Origin of the sequence: Ramlibacter sp. AN1133, assembly GCF_037890035.1 — a bacterium.
Lineage (GTDB): Bacteria > Pseudomonadota > Gammaproteobacteria > Burkholderiales > Burkholderiaceae_C > Ramlibacter.
In genome coordinates this window covers 219,272-232,567 of record NZ_JBBKTQ010000008.1, presented here as the reverse complement: position 1 = coordinate 232,567, position 13,296 = coordinate 219,272, and the positions used below count along the sequence as shown (strand labels likewise).

At 69.3% G+C, this 13,296-nt stretch carries 17 protein-coding genes; 9 read left to right on the top strand and 8 right to left on the bottom strand.

The features are described from left to right. Positions 1 to 397: 397 nt before the first annotated feature. From WG923_RS13745 to WG923_RS13735, 3 genes are read right to left on the bottom strand one after another with little or no spacing between them, the layout of a single operon-like run. Positions 398 to 916: a DUF4148 domain-containing protein gene (locus tag WG923_RS13745; RefSeq protein ID WP_340351538.1), complete on the bottom strand. Its 519-nt coding sequence runs from the start codon at positions 914 to 916 to the stop codon at positions 398 to 400. A gap of 9 nt (positions 917 to 925) precedes the next feature. Further along, positions 926 to 1,495 carry a DUF417 family protein gene (locus WG923_RS13740; RefSeq protein ID WP_340351537.1) on the bottom strand — a complete coding sequence of 190 codons (570 nt, stop codon included), beginning with the start codon at positions 1,493 to 1,495 and terminating at the stop codon, positions 926 to 928. Beyond that, on the bottom strand, positions 1,485 to 1,649 hold the full coding sequence (locus tag WG923_RS13735; protein ID WP_340351536.1) for a hypothetical protein: 165 nt from the start codon (positions 1,647 to 1,649) through the stop codon (positions 1,485 to 1,487). The genes WG923_RS13740 and WG923_RS13735 overlap by 11 nt, the downstream gene beginning before the upstream one ends. A gap of 199 nt (positions 1,650 to 1,848) precedes the next feature. Between WG923_RS13735 and WG923_RS13730 the strand changes: the two genes are divergently transcribed. From WG923_RS13730 to WG923_RS13720, 3 genes are read left to right on the top strand one after another with little or no spacing between them, the layout of a single operon-like run. Continuing rightward, the gene (locus WG923_RS13730) at positions 1,849 to 2,457 is read left to right on the top strand and encodes a cytochrome b/b6 domain-containing protein (protein ID WP_340351535.1); all 609 of its coding nucleotides are present in this window, start codon (positions 1,849 to 1,851) and stop codon (positions 2,455 to 2,457) included. A gap of 1 nt (position 2,458) precedes the next feature. After that, entirely contained in the window at positions 2,459 to 3,238 is a 780-nt protein-coding gene (locus WG923_RS13725; protein WP_340351534.1) for a molybdopterin-dependent oxidoreductase, read from the top strand. Between the two features lie 56 nt (positions 3,239 to 3,294). Continuing rightward, a complete protein-coding gene (locus WG923_RS13720; protein WP_340351533.1) occupies positions 3,295 to 4,611 on the top strand; it encodes a cytochrome c biogenesis protein DipZ in 1,317 nt (438 codons plus the stop codon). Positions 4,612 to 4,665: 54 nt separating this feature from the next. Here the strand turns inward: WG923_RS13720 and WG923_RS13715 are convergent, their stop codons facing one another. Continuing rightward, the gene (locus WG923_RS13715; RefSeq protein ID WP_340351532.1) at positions 4,666 to 5,967 is read right to left on the bottom strand and encodes a DcaP family trimeric outer membrane transporter; all 1,302 of its coding nucleotides are present in this window, start codon (positions 5,965 to 5,967) and stop codon (positions 4,666 to 4,668) included. A 173-nt stretch (positions 5,968 to 6,140) separates the two neighbouring features. Here WG923_RS13715 and WG923_RS13710 point away from each other — a divergent pair, with 173 nt between their 5' ends. Next, positions 6,141 to 6,551 carry a VOC family protein gene (locus WG923_RS13710; protein ID WP_340351531.1) on the top strand — a complete coding sequence of 137 codons (411 nt, stop codon included), beginning with the start codon at positions 6,141 to 6,143 and terminating at the stop codon, positions 6,549 to 6,551. A gap of 9 nt (positions 6,552 to 6,560) precedes the next feature. Here the strand turns inward: WG923_RS13710 and WG923_RS13705 are convergent, their stop codons facing one another. Together WG923_RS13705 and WG923_RS13700 are read right to left on the bottom strand one after the other, a co-directional pair. Then, a complete protein-coding gene (locus WG923_RS13705; RefSeq protein WP_340351530.1) occupies positions 6,561 to 8,048 on the bottom strand; it encodes a sensor histidine kinase in 1,488 nt (495 codons plus the stop codon). Next, complete coding sequence (locus WG923_RS13700; RefSeq protein ID WP_340351529.1) at positions 8,045 to 8,770, bottom strand: response regulator transcription factor; 726 nt, start codon at positions 8,768 to 8,770, stop codon at positions 8,045 to 8,047. Before WG923_RS13700 ends, WG923_RS13705 begins: the two co-directional genes overlap by 4 nt. A 149-nt stretch (positions 8,771 to 8,919) precedes the next feature. Here WG923_RS13700 and WG923_RS13695 point away from each other — a divergent pair, with 149 nt between their 5' ends. Both WG923_RS13695 and WG923_RS13690 read left to right on the top strand, forming a co-directional pair. Continuing rightward, complete coding sequence (locus WG923_RS13695; RefSeq protein WP_445322929.1) at positions 8,920 to 9,246, top strand: pentapeptide MXKDX repeat protein; 327 nt, start codon at positions 8,920 to 8,922, stop codon at positions 9,244 to 9,246. A gap of 36 nt (positions 9,247 to 9,282) precedes the next feature. After that, positions 9,283 to 9,729, top strand: coding sequence for a GNAT family N-acetyltransferase (locus WG923_RS13690; protein WP_340351528.1), 447 nt, complete (start codon positions 9,283 to 9,285; stop codon positions 9,727 to 9,729). Between the two features lie 180 nt (positions 9,730 to 9,909). Here WG923_RS13690 and WG923_RS13685 read toward each other — a convergent pair whose 3' ends face one another. Both WG923_RS13685 and WG923_RS13680 read right to left on the bottom strand, forming a co-directional pair. Then, positions 9,910 to 10,287, bottom strand: a complete 378-nt coding sequence (locus tag WG923_RS13685) for a cupredoxin domain-containing protein (protein ID WP_340351527.1) — start codon at positions 10,285 to 10,287, stop codon at positions 9,910 to 9,912. Further along, positions 10,284 to 11,180 (bottom strand): metallophosphoesterase family protein, encoded by an 897-nt coding sequence (locus WG923_RS13680; protein ID WP_340351526.1) that lies wholly within the window; start codon positions 11,178 to 11,180, stop codon positions 10,284 to 10,286. The genes WG923_RS13685 and WG923_RS13680 overlap by 4 nt, the downstream gene beginning before the upstream one ends. A gap of 193 nt (positions 11,181 to 11,373) precedes the next feature. Here WG923_RS13680 and WG923_RS13675 point away from each other — a divergent pair, with 193 nt between their 5' ends. The 3 genes from WG923_RS13675 to WG923_RS13665 are packed head-to-tail and all read left to right on the top strand — an operon-like array spanning position 11,374 to position 13,212. After that, positions 11,374 to 11,955 carry a sigma-70 family RNA polymerase sigma factor gene (locus WG923_RS13675; protein ID WP_340351525.1) on the top strand — a complete coding sequence of 194 codons (582 nt, stop codon included), beginning with the start codon at positions 11,374 to 11,376 and terminating at the stop codon, positions 11,953 to 11,955. Continuing rightward, positions 11,945 to 12,742, top strand: coding sequence for an anti-sigma factor family protein (locus WG923_RS13670; protein ID WP_340351524.1), 798 nt, complete (start codon positions 11,945 to 11,947; stop codon positions 12,740 to 12,742). Before WG923_RS13675 ends, WG923_RS13670 begins: the two co-directional genes overlap by 11 nt. Further along, entirely contained in the window at positions 12,742 to 13,212 is a 471-nt protein-coding gene (locus WG923_RS13665; protein WP_340351523.1) for a GNAT family N-acetyltransferase, read from the top strand. The genes WG923_RS13670 and WG923_RS13665 overlap by 1 nt, the downstream gene beginning before the upstream one ends. The last annotated feature ends 84 nt before the right edge of the window (positions 13,213 to 13,296 follow it).

Genomic DNA, 13,296 nt, shown 5'->3' with positions numbered 1-13,296 from the left:
CTTCACCCAACGGTATCTGGGCCTCTGGACGCCGAGGCACTCGCGCGCGAGCTCACCCAGCTGCCGCCTTTGCGCGCCTGAGGACTCCCGCGCGATCTATTCGGCGCGAGATCGAAGGCCGACCGCTGATCTCCAGACCCGCCTCCCCAAGACCTGAAGGGCGAGCCTTCAACAGAATCGGCCAGCAAGGCCGAAGGAACCTGGCCGCTCCGCTTCACCGGCGTGCATACGCAACGCATGTTCCCGTATGGCACGTTGCAGTCGAAGACTCGCTTCTCGCCCTCTGGAACTCGCAGTGGTGAACGACCGCCTTTCCTTGTGTCTCTCCGGAAGCCGCCGAAGAACCAGGAAGAAAGGGGCGCCTGCGCGCCCCTGAAGCCTCACCCACGATCACCGCTCAGCGTACAGTGGCGTCCGGCATTTCCGTGCCGGCCATCATGTGCTTCGGAAGCGGAGCACCGTACTGCGACGGATTCAGCTGGTTGCGCAACTGCCCGGATTCACCCGCGGCCAGGATGTTGCCCGTGCGGATCGCCTCGGCGAGTTCGGCCTTCACCTCGGCACGGGTGCGCTGGCCGACTTGCAGCTCGCGGGGAAACGCGCCCGGCAGGCCGTCGGCGGCGCGCTGCGCGATCTCGCCGCCGGAGACCAGTTCACCATCGCGGATCGCCTGCGCAAGTTCGGCCTGCACCTGGGCGCGCGACAGCCCCGGCGCCTTCGGTACCGCCGGATAGCGTCCCGGGAACTGCTCGCGCAGCGTGAGCCCGCTCTCGCCGGAGATGATGTCGCCGCTGCGGATCGCTTCTGCCAGTTCGCTCCTGACCTGTTCACGGGTCTTGGCGGTCTGCGCGGAAGCGGTGGCGCCGAGGGCGGCGAGAGCCACAAGGAATGCGGCCTGGCGGATGATGTCTTTCATGGTGTCCTTTCAGTCGGTCAGGCGCTTGGCCTGCAGGTCCCCGGCCTCGCTGCCGGTCCCATGCCATACCGCGGGGGCAGTACTTTCATTCCCGCGCCGCCGCGGCAGCGACGCGACGAAGAGGACCGTGCACACGCACAGCAGAACGACGTCCTTGAAGACGAATGCGCCCGCCACGTTCCACGCCATCGGATGGGTGGAGAGACTCCACTTCACCAGGCCCGGCGTCGTGAAGAAGAACGACCACGTGATCGCGAACGTCACGATGCCCATGAAGGCGCCGAGCGCCGACAAGACCGGAACGAAAGCGCCTGCCGCCAGCAGCGCCGCGATGAGGAGTTCGACGGCGCCCAGCACGTAGGCCTCGCCACGCACGCCGAACACCGACAGCCACGAGATGAAAGGGCTGTGGCTGATGAACTGCACGATCCCCTGGGCCGACTGCAGCGTGAACTTCTGGATGCCGAAGGAGATGAAGATCGCGACCATCACCCATCTCAGCAGCGCGAGCGGGCGGTAGGGGCCGTCGCCGTGCTCCGCGACATGGAAGCGCTTCAGGATCGATGCATCAGTGCGCATGGTGTTCGGTCTTCGATGGTGGGTTGGTGGAGGCCGGCACCTGCGCCGCTGTCGCGGCGGCGGGCAGGCCGACGTGCAAGTCGCACGAGGCGACGGGGATCGCAGCCAGGCAGGCCGCGACGGCGACGGCGGTGAACTTCGCGTAGGCATTCATGGCGGGCGGGCAATGGCGTGCCGATGGGACCTTCGGCGACGGCCGAAGTGCCCGCGCGAAGTTCAATGATTCGTGACAACTGCACCCGCACCCGCCGAGGGCGCGTCCGGCGGCATCCGTCACTTTTCCGTGAACACCCCGGGAGGACTCCGCAACCGGTGGCGCGGAACACTCGCGGCATTGCCCTTCACCCGCCCACATGACCGACATGCGCCCTCGCTCCCCCGCCCCCCGACCGCGCCCCGCATGGCTGCGCGCCACACACTGGATCAACGCCGGATGCCTCTTCGCGATGCTGGCGAGCGGCTGGCGCGTGTACAACGCGGCGCCCCTTCATGCGTTCCGCTTCCCACGCGAGCTCACGCTCGGTGGCTGGCTGGGGGGCGCCCTGCAGTGGCACTTCGCGCTGATGTGGGTGCTGGTGGCCAACGGCCTGTGCTACGTGGCCGTCAACGTTTGCACGGGTCGGCTGCTGCGGGGACTGGGTGCGCTCGACCCGCGCGCGCTCGCGACCGACCTGCGGGCAGCGCTGCGCGGGCGGCTGGCGCATGAGCGCGCCGGGTACAACGCGGTCCAGGTGTTCGCCTATGCAGCCGTGATGCTCGCGCTCGTCATGCTGGTCCTGTCCGGCCTGGTGCTTTGGAAATCCGTGCAGTTTCCGCTGCTGCGGCAGGCTCTCGGCGGCTATGAAAACGCGCGCCACGTTCATTTCCTGGCGATGGCCTTCGTCGGCCTGTTCGCGATCGGGCACGTCGCGCTGGCCGCGCTCTTCCCGCGCACCCTTCTATCCATGATCCGGGGGCGATGACATGGTGCTGCACCTTTCCGGCACGGACGCGGAGCTCGCCGCGCGCGAGGCGCGCGAGCGCATCGCCGCGAACCTCGACGCCACGACGCGACGCAGCTTCCTGCGGCGCTCCTTCACGCTCGGAGGGCTGTCGCTGCTGAGCGGCTGCAGCCTCACCGACGGCGCTTCCATCGAGTTGGCGCTTTCGCGCGTCTCCCGCTTCAACGACCGCGTGCAGGCGTGGCTGTTCGACCCCGCCCGCCTGGCGCCGACCTATCCCGAGGCGATGATTTCCCGGCCGTTCCCGTTCAACGCCTACTATGGCGAGGACGAGATCCGCGAGCTCGATGCCGCTGCGTGGCGGCTGGAGGTGGCCGGCCGCGTCACGGACCGGCGCCCGTGGTCGCTGCGCCGCCTCGCCGGCTTGCCGCAGCAGAGCCAGATCACGCGCCACATCTGCGTGGAAGGCTGGAGTGCGATCGGCCACTGGGGCGGTGTACCGCTGCGGACCTTCCTCGCGCACGTCGGGGCCGACCTGAGCGCGAAGTACGTCGGGTTCCGCTGTGCCGACGACTATGCGACGAGCATCGACATGGCCACTGCGCTGCACCCGCAGACGCTGATTGCGCTGAGCTTCGACGGAGCACCCCTGCCACCGAAGTACGGAATGCCGGCGAAGGTGCGCATCCCGACCAAGCTGGGCTACAAGAACCCCAAGCACATCACCGCCCTGTTCGTCACCAACACCTACCCCGGGGGGTACTGGGAAGACCAGGGCTACAACTGGTTCGGCGGCAGCTGAATTCCGCAACCCTTGCGGCGAGGCCGCCGCTTCGCGCGCATTCCGGAGGTTCCATCATGCTGCTGCTCCTGCTCTCCTTTGTGGCCGGCACGCTGACCATCCTCGGTCCCTGCATCCTGCCGGTCGTCCCCTTCGTGTTCACCCGCGTGGACCGGCCGTTCCTGCAGAACGGCCTGCCGATGCTGGTGGGCCTGGCGTTCAGTTTCGCGGTCGTCGGCACGCTGGCGAGCGTCGGCGGCAGCTGGGTCGTGGAGGCCAACGAGGCGGCGCGGCAAGTGGCGCTGCTCGTGCTCGCCCTGGTCGGCGTGTCGCTGCTGGTGCCGCGGCTGGCCAGCCGCTGGATGCGGCCGCTGGTCAGCGCGGGCGAGCGCCTCGCGGAGAGCGCCCAACGCGCCGGTGCGCGCAGGGGCAACTCCATCCTGCAGTCCTTCCTGCTCGGCGCCGCAACGGGCCTGCTGTGGGCGCCGTGCGCGGGGCCGGTGCTCGGACTCGTGCTCACGGCTGCCGTGCTGCACGGCGTCACTCCGTACACGGCCGGCCTGCTCGCCGCCTATGCCGCCGGTGCGGCGACGTCACTCGCACTGGTGCTGTGGGCCGGCGGGCGCGCGTTCGCGCTCCTGCGGCGCTCGATGGGTGCGGTGGAGGTCCTGCGCCGGGCCATCGGTGCCGCGGTGCTCCTGGGCGTCGGAACCATCGCCCTCGGCCTCGACACCGGCCTGCTGGCACGGCTCTCCGGCAGCAGCGGCGCGACCCGGCTGGAGCAGCACCTGCTGGAGCGCTTCAGCCCGCAGCGCCTGCCGCACCCGGGCGCGAGCCTGATTCCGGATCCGGCCGCTTTCGAGCCGGACGCCCTGCTTCGGACCGGGTTGGCCAAGCCGGCGGCGCCGCTCCCCGTGGAGGGCATGCTGCCCGATCTGGAGGGCGCGACCACCTGGCTGAACTCCCCCCCGCTCACGCGCGAGGCGCTCAAGGGCAAGGTGGTGCTGGTCGACTTCTGGACCTTCGCATGCATCAACTGCCAGCACGCGCTGCCCTACGTGCGCGCCTGGCACGAGAAGTACAAGGACCAGGGCCTCGTCGTCATTGGCGTGCACTCGCCCGAGTTCGCCTTCGAGCGGCGCATCGAGAACGTCCGGCGCGCGGCGCGGGACCTGGGCCTGGGCTTTCCCATCGCCGTGGACAACAACTTCGCGATCTGGCGCTCGTTTTCCAACCAGTACTGGCCGGCGCACTACTTCGTCGACGCGCAGGGCCGCATCCGCTTCCATCACTTCGGTGAGGGCGAGTACGAACGCTCGGAACAGGTGATCCGGCAACTGCTGGAGGAAGCCCGCGGGGGCCAGCCGCCGGCGCCCGCCGGGCGGCGCAGCTAGGGCGCTGGGCGTCGGGGGGAAGAGGCGCTCTGGACGCCCCTTCGCACGCACGCCTCAGAACAGGTACTGGGCCGAAGCCTGCAGGCGGTGCAGCGATCCCGATTGGCCGTCCTGCGTCTCGCGTCGCGCGGCGATGAGTTCGAGCCCGAAGTTGGTCTGCGGCACCGGGCTCCAGATCAGGTTCAGGTGCGCAGACCGGGCGCTGCGGTTCACCGTGCCGCCGGTGCCTTCCGCATTCGCGGATTGCGCCTGCGACAGCGCGAGCGTCGAGCGCAGACCGGGCGCCCAGAAGTGCCGGTACGCGGCGAAGGCCACCCACTGCCGCGCCAGCGAGAGGTGGCCGTCGGCAGCGACGAACGCATCGTTGAAGAAGCCGTTGGCATAGCGGCCGATCGCGTTGCCGACGTAGGCCGAGGCGCGCAGGTCATCGGCCCCGAAGGGCACGACCGCATTGACGCCGACGGTGCCCCCGAACTTGTGGGCGACGCTGGCGGGGGCGCTCGCGGAATCCAGGCGCAACTGCCGCACGCCAGCAGCGATGGTGTACTTGCCGAAACGGGTCTGGAACTTCGCGTTCGCCGCCAGATCCGGCAGGCGGTCATCGTCGGCCGCGAGGCTGGCGCCTGTCGACGCGGCCACCACCGTTTCGGGGTTCTCCACCGCGACGGACCACTCGCCGCCGGCGAACGGCTGCGTCCACCGCAGCTGCGCCTGGCGCGCGAAGATCACGCCGGCGGCGCCGCCGAAGTCCAGCGTCTCGGGGTAGGCCGCCGGCTCCGACAAGGTGGTCCAGGTCTGCCCCGCCAGCAGGTGCCCCAGCGAGCCGTACAGGTGGCGCGCGCGCAGCCCATTGCTGTTGGTGACGTTCTCGGTGCCCGCGGCGCCGAACAGGTCGTACTCCTGGTAGGTGGTGAGTTCGCCCCATGCCGTCGGTGTCGCGGTCCTGAAGAAGATCCGCGACTGCCGTGCGTGGACCTTGAGCTGGTTGCGCTCGTTGGCGCCTGCGTCCGGACCCACGGGGATGCTGCCCGGCGACAGCTGCTGGTCGGCGACATTGCCGGCGCCCGCGCTCCTGTCGCTGAAGATCGCGTCCAGCTTGACGTAGCCGCCGATCGTGACCGAGGTGCTGGCGCCGGGGAGCCGGAACGAGCCCGGCGTGGGTCCCGCCGTCACCGTCGCCGGTTTCGGTTCGGACGCTGCCGCCTCCAGCGCGGTGACCTTCTTCTGCAGCGTGTCCAGCTGCGCCTTCAGGTCGCCCAGCTCGTCGGCGCGGGTGCCGCCGGCGGCGAAGGCGCCGAGCAGGGCGGCGGCGAGCGCGGTTCGCCTCGGCGCGAAGCAATGGCAGGTGGTGTCCATGGGGCAGTGTCTCCTCGTGAGCGGCGGGCGCACGGCGCGCCCGTATCGCACTACTGCCCGCGCGGAGTGCGGATTCCCGCCGGCGGCGCATGGCCGGTGGCTGCGTCCGGCTTTCGAGGTGGCGGGAATGGATCCGGCCGCGCCGCGGTAATTGTGTGCAGGAGGTGAACGCGATGCCCGATGTTTCCGAATCCGCCACGATGCTGCGCCTGGCGCGTCCCAGCGACGACCTCGACGCCTTGCTGGCGTTCTACCGCGAGGGGTTGGGGCTGGAATTGCTCGCATCCTTCAGCGGCCACCAAGGCTTCGACGGCGTGATCCTCGGCGGCCACGGCCTGCCCTGGCAGCTCGAGTTCACGCATCAGCAAGGCCACCCGGCTGGCCGGGCGCCCTCGCGCGACCACCTGCTCGTCTTCTACCTGCCGCAACGCGAGGCGTGGCAGGCGGCGGTGGCCTCGATGCAACGGGCGGGCTTCGCGCCCGTGCCGGCGTGGAACCCGTATTGGGATCGCCAGGGCCTCACGTACGAGGACCCCGACGGCTATCGCGTCGTGCTGCAGAACGCTGTCTGGAATGCCGCCTGAGGGGTGGAATCAGAGCGGCTGTGGCTCGCGCCAGGTCCCGACCCGGAACTCGAAGACGGCGCCCTGGCCAGCCGCCGTCACCAGCTGGATGTCGCTGCCATGCAGCTGCAGGATGCGCCGCACGATCAGCAGCCCGAGGCCACCACCGGTGCGCCGGCCGGAGGCGATCGGCGGCCGGTCGAACAGGCCTTCGCGCAGGCTTTCGGGCACGCCCGGGCCGGTGTCGGCGACCTGCACCCGGACCGCGTCGGCCTCGCGTCCGAGCAGGACGCGCACCATCCCGCCGGCGGGCGTGTGGCGGATCGCGTTGTCCAGGAGGTTGGTGAGCACGCGTTCGATCATGCCGATGTCGCCGGCAACCGGCGGCAGGTCGGGCGCGATCTCCAGCAGCAGGCGCTGGCTGCGTGCCTGCGCCGGCAGCTCGAACTTCTGCACCACGTCCTGCAGCAGCTCCGGCAGCGAGAATCTTTCCGTCGCCGGCTTCACGCCGCCATGTTCGAGCCGGGCCAGCTCGAACAGCTCCTCCGCGAGGCGGTTCACCTTCCGGCTCTGCCCCAGCGCGATGTCGAGGTAACGTTCCTGGTCGGCCCGTGACAGGTGATCGGCCTTGACGCGCAGCGTTTCCAGGTAGCCGTGCAGGGAGGTGAGCGGCGTGCGCAGGTCGTGCGAGATGTTCGCCACCAGCTCGCGCCGCTGCCGGTCCTGCGCGCTCAGCTCGCCCCACTGCGTCGCGATGCGGTGGGCCATCTGCTCGAAGGCTCGGCGCAGGGTGCGGATCTCGTCGCCATCCGCTTCGGTCGCGCGGCGCCCGGGCGCACCATCGCCCGCCACGGCCACCGTGCCATTGGCCTGCAGCTGGTGGACCGCGCGCGTCAGCTGCCGCAACGGCCGGGTGACCCAGCGGAACGCCACCAGGCCGGCCAGCAGCCCGCCCACGCCGACCAGGCCGATGGACCACAAGGTGGAGCGCAGGACGTCGTCGCCGTTGGCGCGGCGGGCCAGCGCCGCGTGCTGCTCGCCAAGGAGCACCACGTACACGTAGCCTGCTTCGCGTCCGTTCACCTTCAGGGGGGCGGCGCTGAACACGTTGCGCGCGGCGGGCGTGCGCGGATCATCGCCCAGCACCGGGAGCGCGGCGCCGGCGATGAATTCCCGCACCGGCTTCAGGTCCACGGTGCGGCGCCGCAGGTGCCCGGGCGGCGCAGCGTCCGCCAGGATGTGGCCGTCGAGATCCAGGAGGTACACCTCCACGCTGGGGTTGACGTCCATCAGCTTGGAGAACAGCTCGCGCACGGCGGCGGCATTCAGGCCGGCCGGATCCATGAGCGTCGTGTGCTGCGCGATGTGCGAAGCGAGGTCCATGGAAAGCCGCTGCACCACTTCGCGCTCGCGCTGCTCGTTGGCGCGCAGTTGCAGCCAGCCCGAGGCGATGCACGATGCCACGAGCAGGAGCACGAAGACCGCGCCCAGGCGCTGCGACAGTGACAACCTGTTCACGGTGGCGTGCCGGTGTCGTCCGGCAGTGCGAACTTGTAGCCGCGTCCCCAGACGGTGAGGATCCGCCGCGGGGCAGCCGCATCGGCCTCGACCTTCATGCGCAGGCGGTTGATGTGCGTGTTGACGGTGTGCTCGTAGCCGTCGTGGCTGTAGCCCCAGACCTGGTTGAGCAGGTCCATGCGCGAGTACACCTTGCCCGGGTGGCGGGCGAAGAAGTGCAGCAGGTCGAACTCGCGCGGGGTGAGCTCCGCCGGTCTGCCTTCGACTTGCACCTCGCGTGCGATCGGGTCGATGCGCAGCCCGCCGATCTCCACGGTGCCCGACTCGAGCCGGGCGCCGCGGGCGAACGCTTCGCTTCGCCGCAGCAAGGCCTTGACGCGCGCCACCAGTTCGAGCACGGAGAAGGGCTTGGCCAGGTAGTCGTCGGCGCCGATTTCGAGCCCGAGGATGCGGTGCACCTCGCTCGAGCGCGCGCTGGTGATGATGATCGGCGTGTAGCGCGCCATCGCGCGGGCGTGTCGGCAGATCTCGAGCCCGTCGACGCCGGGAAGCATGAGGTCGAGCACCAGGGCGTCCCATCGTTCGCGCTCGAGCATGCGCATCGCGGCGTCGCCGTCCGGCGTGTGCGCGGTCGCGAATCCCTCGTCCTGCAGGTGCATGCGCATCAGGTCGGCGATGTGCGGGTCGTCTTCGACGATCAGGATGCGCTTCGGGGAGGCCATCGTGGCGGAATTATCGCGACATCGCCCGCTGCGAGTTATCACAAATCGTTGAAGCCATGGTGAGGACTCCGCAAGTGCGGCGACCGGACACTGCCGGCATCCCACAGCCGTGGGATCGAGTCCGATCCACTTTTGACGAGAGGTTGAAGATGATCCACAGAATGGCCAGACTTGCGTGCACCGGCCTGCTGCTCGCCGCGTCGCACACGTTTGCCGCCGAGCCCGCCGCCGGCGCACCGGGCGGCGATGCGATGGACAGGGGCGCGATGCAAAAGGATGGCGCCCCGCACACCGGCGCCGCGATGCGGAAGGACGCGATGAAGAAGGACGCGATGAAGAAGGACGGCATGAAGACGGCCGCGATGAAGAAGGGGGCGATGCATCGCGACGCCATGGGAAAAGACGCCATGTCGAAGGATGGCATGGGCACCGACTCCATGGCGAACCCGTCGGGAGCGGACGCGATGAAGAAATAGGCGCCGCGCGCTGCCAACCACCAGCGGTCCGTCCCGATGATCCCCATCCACATCCGCCGCGGCGAAGCACCGGAATTCGAGGCATTCCTGTGCGAACGCATCTACGCGTACAACGCGGCGGCCACCGGCTACCACGATGCCGAGTGCTTCTCGGCCGCCCTGGAGGGGCAGGACGGAGCCGTCGAGGCGGGAGTTTGCGGCTACACCTGGGGCGGTTGCTGCTACGTGTCGTACCTGTGGGTGCTGGAGCGCTTGCGCGGCCAGGGCATCGCGAGCAGCATCCTGGCGGCGGTGGAGCGGCATGCACGGGCGACGGGCTGCCGCCTGGTCCTGCTGTCCACCCACAGCTTCCAGGCCCCGGGCTTCTACCGCCGCCACGGCTACCGGGAACTTGCGATGGTGCCGGACCATCCCCTCGGCCACGCGAGCTTCTTCCTGGCTAAGCAGCTGGCCGAGGGCGAGACCTCATCCGGGGGCCGCTAGCGCCGCGCCGCCGCGAAGGCCGCGCAGTGCCCGTGCGGGCTGACCGGCCCCGCCACGATGCGGCACGTTCGGACGGGCCGTGGGCCAGCGCCGCACGAGCGGCGAAGAGGCTGATGAAGGTCACGATGACGGCGCGGCGTTGCCCCCGGTGGGCTGGCGTGTCGTCCATGTTGCGACTCCTCACTCGTTGACGACCAGCGTTCCGCTCATGTCTTCGTGCCCGCTGCCGCAGAACACGTCGCACGCGAAGGTGAAGGTTCCCGCCTTGTCCGGCACGAACTCCAGGGTCGCCACCTGGCCGGGAACGATGTCGACGCGGACCCCGAAGTCCGCGAAGTTCGCACCCATGGGGACCTCGGGCGCGGTGAACTCCAGGACCAGGCGTTCCCCCTTGCGCGCCTGGATCAGCGCGGGAACGAATTCGAACTTCCTGGCTACCACCCGCACGACGCGGGAGGGCGCGGTCTCCGCCCGGGTGATCGCGAGGCCGGCCCCGCTGGCCAGTGCGATGGCCGCGGCGCTGCCGACGAATGCGCGGCGGTGAAGCAATGCATTCATGTTGATGCTTTCACGACAGGGAATTCGGCCAGCTCGTAAGACGCGCCGGTGCGGTGCGCCTCCACCTCGCGGAACCCGAGCCCCGCGTACGGGTGCGCGCCGTCCCAGGGCAGCGGCGCGCGCTTCGGTTGGGAGCCCGGAGCCGGCAATGGAAAGATCAGAGAGCGGGCCGAGTGATGCGCGATGTGCCCGGTGCTGTGGTGATGCTCCTGGTGGATGTGACCGTAGAACACGGTGACGTTGGGGCGCGCCTGCAGGATCTCGACAGCTCTTGCGCCGTCGCGCGTGGCCCAGTCCCACTGTGGGTAGAGGTCGAACAGGGGCCGGTGCGCGAGTACGACGATGCGCGCATCCATCGGCTGGCGCTCGATGTCGGCGGCCAGCCAGGAGAGCTGTTCGTCCCCCAGGCGGGCAGCAGCGTCGCTGACGTTGTCCAGCGCGATGAAATGGATCCCCTTGTGGTCGAAGGTGTAGCGGCTGGGGCCGAAGAACTCCCGGAACGCGCGGCCCTGGTCCAGCGCGGCGTCGTGTTCGCCGGCGAGGAAACGCACGCTTGCGACGCGCAGGCGGGACACGATGTCCCTGAACTCCGACATTCGCTTGCGTCGCTCGCGGGGATCGTCCGTCGTGTGGGTCAGGTCTCCCGTGAACACGACGAAGTCGGGCTGCTCCGGCAGTGCGTTGACTGCGTCGACCGCCTTGGGCAGCGTCACGCTTGCGTCGGGGTTCGCGTCGCCCTGGTAGCCCCAGTGGGTATCCGAGAGCTGGACGAAATAGAAGTCGTCGACGGGCGGCATGCCGTCCTGGGCGCGCGCGAGCGGCAGCCCCGAACTGAACACCATGCCTCCATAGGCAGACAGGCGGAGGAATTTCCTTCGTTGCAATGAGTCCATGTGAGAGCTCCTGGTCGGTGGGCGGATTTCGGGTGCGCGGCCGGCGCGCCCGCTTGCATGACCGCTCGCGGCACTTGCTTATTCCGGAGCATCGCTTCGGGCGCCGTCCGTCGGGAGGTGGCAGCGGCCGGGCGCGCAGTGGGAATAGGGCGGCCCTGCTCGCGGTACAGGCAGCACGAGACAAGGAGCTCCCGTGGCCGATGATGAGGAACAGCGCAGGTTCGAGCGCATGGTGCTTCCGCACCTGGACGCGGCGTTCAACCTGGCGCGGTGGTTGACGCGCAATGACCACGATGCCAGCGACGTGGTGCAGGAGGCGATCCTGCGCGCGCTGCGCTACTTCCACGCGATGCGGGGCGACAACGCGCGGCCGTGGCTGCTGCAGATCGTCCGCCACACCTGCTGGTCCTGGCTGCAGCAGAACCGTCCCGCGGAAATCGTGACGCTGGACGACGCGGAGGAAAGCTGGCGCGAAGTGGCCGCACCCGCCACCGACGAACCACAGGCCGCCGCCGCGCGCAACGCGGAACGCGCGCAGATCAACTGGGCGCTGAGCACCATCCCGGCCGCGTACCGGGAAGTGATCGTGCTGCGCGAGCTGGAGGATCTTTCCTACAAGGACATCGCGCGGATCGCGGACATCCCGGTGGGCACCGTGATGTCGCGGCTGGCGCGGGGTCGCGAGTTGCTGCGCAAGGTGCTGGCAGGCGAGGTTCGGCCGCAGCTGCAGCAGGTCATCAGCAAGAAGGAACGGGAGGCCGCAGATGCGCGCTGATACCGAAACACTGCAGGTCAACGCGTATGTCGACGCGGAGATGGACCTGGCGTCGCAGCTTCGCTTCGAGGAGCGCCTCAGGCTCGACGCCGGGCTGCGCGCGCAGGTCCAGGACCTGCGCGGACAGTCCGAAGCGCTGCGCGAGGGCGCGCAATACCATGTGGCCCCGGCCCACCTGCGGGCCCTGGTGTCCGGCCTCGCCAAGGTGCCTCCGGCGCCGGGTGCCTCGGGTCCGCGACCTTGGCGCGCGAGGGTGCGCGCCGTAGGGGCCGACTGGTTCGCCATTCGGCCGCTGGCGACGGGCCTTGCGGTGGCGAGCATCGTCGCGGCGATGGTCAACCCCGTGCTGCTGCGCTCCAGCGACGCCGAACGGCTGCAACGGGAGCTTGTGGCCAGCCACGTGCGCGCCACGATGGCGCAGCGCTCGATCGATGTCGCGTCGTCCGACCAGCACACGGTCAAGCCCTGGTTCGCGACCCAGCTGGACTACTCGCCGCCCGTGCGGCCGCTCGAAGTGCCGGGGACAGTCATCCTCGGCGGGCGCGTCGACTACGTGGACGGTCGTCGGGTGGCGGTGATCGTCTACCAGCACGGCCGGCATCTCGTGGACCATTACATCTGGCCGACCAGGCAGGCCGATGACACGGTGAAGGTGACGGTGGTGGATGGAATCCGGATCGCCCAGTGGTCCCGCGGCGGCATGGCGCACAAGCTGGTGTCGGACATGGACCCCGAGGAGCTGCGAGTCATCGTGCAGGCATGCCGTCAGCAGGAGGAAAAGGGCTGATGGCCTGTGCCATGCCGCCCACGATCCGGCCGGTGCGCGGGGCGGAACGGGGACACCTGCTTGCCTTATGGGAACGTGCCGTGCGTGCCACACATCATTTCCTGGCGGCGCATGAGATTACGGCACTGGGACCGCTGGTCGCCGCCGAGTTGGCCAGCGAACAGATCGACTGGTGGGTTCTTGCGGAAGATCGATGCGAGCCCATCGGCTTCATCGGAATTGCGCCCGGCTCCATCGAGGCTCTTTTCGTCGATCCGGTCCACCATGGGAGAGGCGTAGGTACCGCGCTGGTGATGCATGCGCAGCGTCTTCTGCGCGGCTCCATCCGTGTCGACGTCAACGAGCAAAACGCGGCGGCTCTGCGCTTTTACGAGCGTCTCGGGTTCCGCACGATCGATCGCAGCCCTGTGGATTCAGCGGGCCGGCCGTTTCCTCTTGTGCACATGCTGCGACGATGGCCTGGCGCCTGAACACCAGTCATCCGGTGATCCCTGCGCAGGCGAGTCCGGCCGCTTGACCTTCACGTCGTGGCAAGCTTGACATTGCGGGCATGG